The sequence below is a fragment of the Candidatus Hydrogenedens sp. genome, from assembly GCA_035361075.1.
Classification (GTDB): domain Bacteria; phylum Hydrogenedentota; class Hydrogenedentia; order Hydrogenedentales; family Hydrogenedentaceae; genus Hydrogenedens.
In genome coordinates this window covers 1-4249 of record DAOSBX010000071.1, presented here as the reverse complement: position 1 = coordinate 4249, position 4249 = coordinate 1, and the positions used below count along the sequence as shown (strand labels likewise).

The window sequence follows — 4249 nt, the reverse complement described above, 5'->3', positions numbered from 1 at the left end:
GCCTGAAAATCAAAACATATTTGAGGTAAATACATATTTACAGTGAATACATAGTCATAGTAGATATATATAGGATGAATGTTTCTCTTTGCGAACACATGGGTTCGCACATGTAACACTATAATGATTTATATGTTTTTCAGGAGGTGAGCAGTGTTTCGGCTTGCAAATCGTAAATTTCTGCTTCTGTAATTCTGACTTGATAAAATTCTCCCAATTTTAAGGGTATTGGTGAACGAACCCAGATAATCCCATCTACTTCTGGAGCTTCGGCATACGACCTACCTACCCACAGATTTTTCTCCTCATCGAAATCTTCAATAAGCACGGTGTTTTCTTTACCTACACGGCTCTTGTTAAATTCATACGATATTTCAGCTTGAGTTTCCATCAGAATATGATATCTTCGTTCCGCAATTAGTTTGCCTACTTTACGCGGTAGACTCACTGCGGGGGTTCCTTCTTCTGGCGAATACATAAATGCACCTAACCGCTCAAATCGAAGTTGCTCTATCCCACGAATAAGATTTTGAAACGATGCATAGCCTTCTCCAGGAAAGCCTAATATAATCGTTGTTCGGAGAACGATATCAGGAATTATGGTGCGAATCTTTTTAATCTGCTCAAAAATATCATGATTATATCTTGGGCGGTTCATTAACTTAAGGATTTTTTTGTCCAGATGCTGGATGGGCATATCTAAATAGTGGAGTACTTTGGGCTCATCTGCTACAAATTGCAAGAACTTTTTTGTTATACCTGAAGGGAGACTATATAAACATCGTATCCAGAATTTACCTTTTAACTGCGACAATTCTTTCAGCAGTTCCACTAATCCATAACCTTTTTTCAGGTCTCTACCATAATACGTAATATCTTGAGCAATTAGATTGAGTTCTTTAATTCCTTTTGATAATAGATACTCTGCTTCCTGCAATACAATTTCCATCGGCACAGAACGATAGGGTCCTTTTATTGTGGGTATAACACAAAATGAGCATCTATGAGAACAACCATCTGCGATTTTTAAGAAGGAATAGGGACGGGGTAATATTGATTTTCTCCGTATATACCGATGTATTTGCACAGTTGGCTTCTTAAGACAGCACACCTTCTCATCATGGGCTAATTGTTCACCTTGAATAAACCTTATCAATGTCTCTAACTGACCAACGCCAACAAGACCATCAATCTCTGGAAATTTCTTCAATATCTCTTGAGGATATCTCTGTGATAAACAACCATATACAAAAAAACGTTTTGGATTTCCTGTTAATCTTTTCTGCTCTGCTATTTCTGCAATTGCTTCGATTGACTGCCTTTTCGCATCCAAAATAAACCCACATGTGTTTATCAAAATAACATCGAACTCATCATTTAAGTCTGCATCCTCCAATGGGACAACTTCATAACCCAAATCTTCAAGCATCCCCGCAAGGTATTCATTATCGACTGTATTTTTATCACAGCCCAGAGTTATAATGCCTACCTGTTTTCGTTTATTTACATGAGACATATCAAAAAAATACCCATCTTAATATTTTTTACAATTATGTAATAAATGAGAAAATATTATACTTAAATTTTCAATCATGTTTCATACAACACTCATCATGATACATGGCCCATTAAAAAAATCAGTCTAACACAAACATTTAAAAAAGATACCCGGTGGTGTTTACCACCGGGCAGAAAGCAGAGGGTAAAAAACAAAGGATAATTTGAAAAGGGGAAAAATGAGGAGAAAGTCTATTTATTTTGATTATAGACCGTCAACATTTATGGTCTTAACCAACCATGCGGGAACTTTTTTGCCCTTATCATTGGTTGTTTCATATTTTTTCAACACAAGTTCGACTGAAACAGAACCTGCGGCACTGCTCAAATCGATTGGATATGCAGTTGCTGTTCCATCTTCAGCAATTTTAATCTCCATATTACTCAAATCAACCTTACCCTCATCGGCATAGCCTGACTCCAGACCTAATTGTAGCATCTGGCGGGCTTCTTCCTTGCCACCGACTTCCGGATGCTCAAAGTCATCGGCAAAAGTAGTCATTAATAAATCCAAATTCTTGCTTTCAAGGGCAGTTTTGACCTTATCAATAGTGGAACGAATTAATTCCTCATCTGATGGTCCTTTGCCCATCCCAGCACAACCCAGAACAGAAAGCATTGCAACCATTGAAAGTGCTACGAGCGTGGTAACGATAAAACGTTTCATTTGAAAACCTCCTTTGTTGGTTTTAGGTTTATTTGTTGATTGTGAAAAAAAATATTCACTTTTTCAAGTGAGTTTTTGACTTTCTTTATTTTATTTTGGTTTCACTTATTTTGTTTCACTTATTAAATATAATTGGTGTAATATATAAAAAAATACATCTAATTTACAAATTTCATCAAAGGGATGAAAGACATGAAACGAAGAGAATTTCTACAAAATGCGAGTATGTTGCCATTATTGACCCTCTCCTCTGTAAAAGGTAAAGAAAAAGAGAAAAAGGTAAGGTTTCATCATTATAAAAATTATAAATGGCATTATACAAAGGAAATAAAAGGTGACTTAGTCATTATCGGCGGAGGCATAGGTGGTGTAGCATGTGCCTTAAGTGCATTACAACATGGATTAAACGTTATACTTACAGAGGAAACATTATGGTTAGGTGGGCAAATGACCAGTCAAGCAGTTCCACCTGATGAGAATCCATGGGTAGAGGATAAAGGTTCAACAGGTAGATATAAACAGCTCCGCAATGAAATTCGCAATTTTTACCGAAAAAACTATCCACTTCTTGATGAGCATAGAAACGACCCAAAATTAAATCCTGGTAATGGGAATGTCTCCCGAATATGCCATGAACCCCGAGTTAGTGCACAGGTAATTGAACAACTCTTATCCCCTTACATTTCGGGGAAGAAATTAATCGTCTTGAAGCAACACATCCCTGTAAAAGTTGAGACAAAAGGTGACCACTTCTTAACTATTATGGTTCAATCTTTAGAAACAGGGAATAAAATTTCTCTGACTGCTCCGTATTTTATCGATGCAACAGAAACGGGTGAGTTATTGCCTATGGGGAATGTGGAATATGTAACAGGTATGGAATCCCAAAGAATTACAGGCGAACCACATGCCCCAATAAATGCAGACCCTAAAGGTATGCAGGCATGCACATGGTGCTTTGCAATGGATTACGACCCCAATGGAGACTACCGCATTGATAAACCACAGAATTATGATTTCTGGAGAGATTTTATTCCAGATTTAGACCCACCATGGACAGGTCCGTTATTAAGTTTTACCGCAACCCATCCCGTTACCCTACAAGAGCGGACTTTACCTTTCGACCCGATGGGTCAAACTAAAGCAAACTGGTGGAATTACCGCCAAATTCTGGATAAAAACCTTTTTGACACAAGTATTATCCCTTTCAGCATTACTCTCGTCAACTGGCCTCAAAATGATTACTTTTTAGGTAACATTATCGAAAACAAATCCAAGGAAGAAGACATTTACCATGAGAAAAAAGCCAAAGAATTAAGCCTTGCCCTATTCTACTGGTTGCAAACAGATGCTCCCAGACCCGATGGCGGAACAGGTTGGAAAGGACTCCGGCTTCGTCCCGACGTTACCGGCACAGAAGATGGATTTGCTATGCGACCCTATATACGAGAAGCGAGACGTATCAAAGCGGAATTCACAATATGTGAACAACATATTGGAAAAGATGCACGAAAAGAACTTCTCAAAACACAGGACTATATAACCCCTGAATTTTTTAATGATACTGTTGGCATTGGCTACTATCGGATAGACCTACATCCTCGAACCAACCATAAAAACTACTTCGATGTGGATTCTCTGCCCTTTCAGATTCCATTAGGTGCACTAATACCACAACGAGTCGAAAACATGCTCCCCGTGTCTAAAAATATTGGAACTACACACATCACAAATGGAGCATACCGACTTCACCATGTAGAATGGCACATCGGTGAGGCTGTTGGATGTCTTGTATCTTTCTGCCTAAATAACACGTTAAAACCACGTCAGGTCAGAAACAATCAATCCCAATTAGAACAATTTCAACAAATGCTACAAAGTGAATCTATCCCCCTCCACTGGGACAAAGACATCTTACAACAGATGGGGAAAAAGAATAAGCCATAAATTATCTGGTCTTAATAGATTGTAATTTTGCAGAAAGAAACAAAGTTTAAAAAGAGAGAGGTTTTGACATGCCATTTT

General features: G+C 37.9%; 3 protein-coding genes. 1 reads left to right on the top strand and 2 read right to left on the bottom strand.

The annotated features are described in order from the left end of the window. Positions 1-139 precede the first annotated feature (139 nt). Positions 140-1516 carry a 30S ribosomal protein S12 methylthiotransferase RimO gene (gene rimO, locus PLJ10_13285; GenBank protein HOK10619.1) on the bottom strand — a complete coding sequence of 459 codons (1377 nt, stop codon included), beginning with the start codon at positions 1514-1516 and terminating at the stop codon, positions 140-142. Positions 1517-1762: 246 nt separating this feature from the next. Beyond that, a complete protein-coding gene (locus PLJ10_13280; protein HOK10618.1) occupies positions 1763-2185 on the bottom strand; it encodes a hypothetical protein in 423 nt (140 codons plus the stop codon). Positions 2186-2416: 231 nt separating this feature from the next. Between PLJ10_13280 and PLJ10_13275 the strand changes: the two genes are divergently transcribed. Continuing rightward, positions 2417-4171, top strand: a complete 1755-nt coding sequence (locus PLJ10_13275) for an FAD-dependent oxidoreductase (protein ID HOK10617.1) — start codon at positions 2417-2419, stop codon at positions 4169-4171. Positions 4172-4249 lie beyond the last annotated feature (78 nt).

Coding starts and splice junctions, on each gene's coding strand:
- rimO (HOK10619.1), bottom strand. CDS start 1,516: ATGTCTCATGTAAATAAACGAAAACAGGTAGGCATTATAACTCTGGGC.
- PLJ10_13280 (HOK10618.1), bottom strand. CDS start 2,185: ATGGTTGCAATGCTTTCTGTTCTGGGTTGTGCTGGGATGGGCAAAGGA.
- PLJ10_13275 (HOK10617.1), top strand. CDS start 2,417: ATGAAACGAAGAGAATTTCTACAAAATGCGAGTATGTTGCCATTATTG.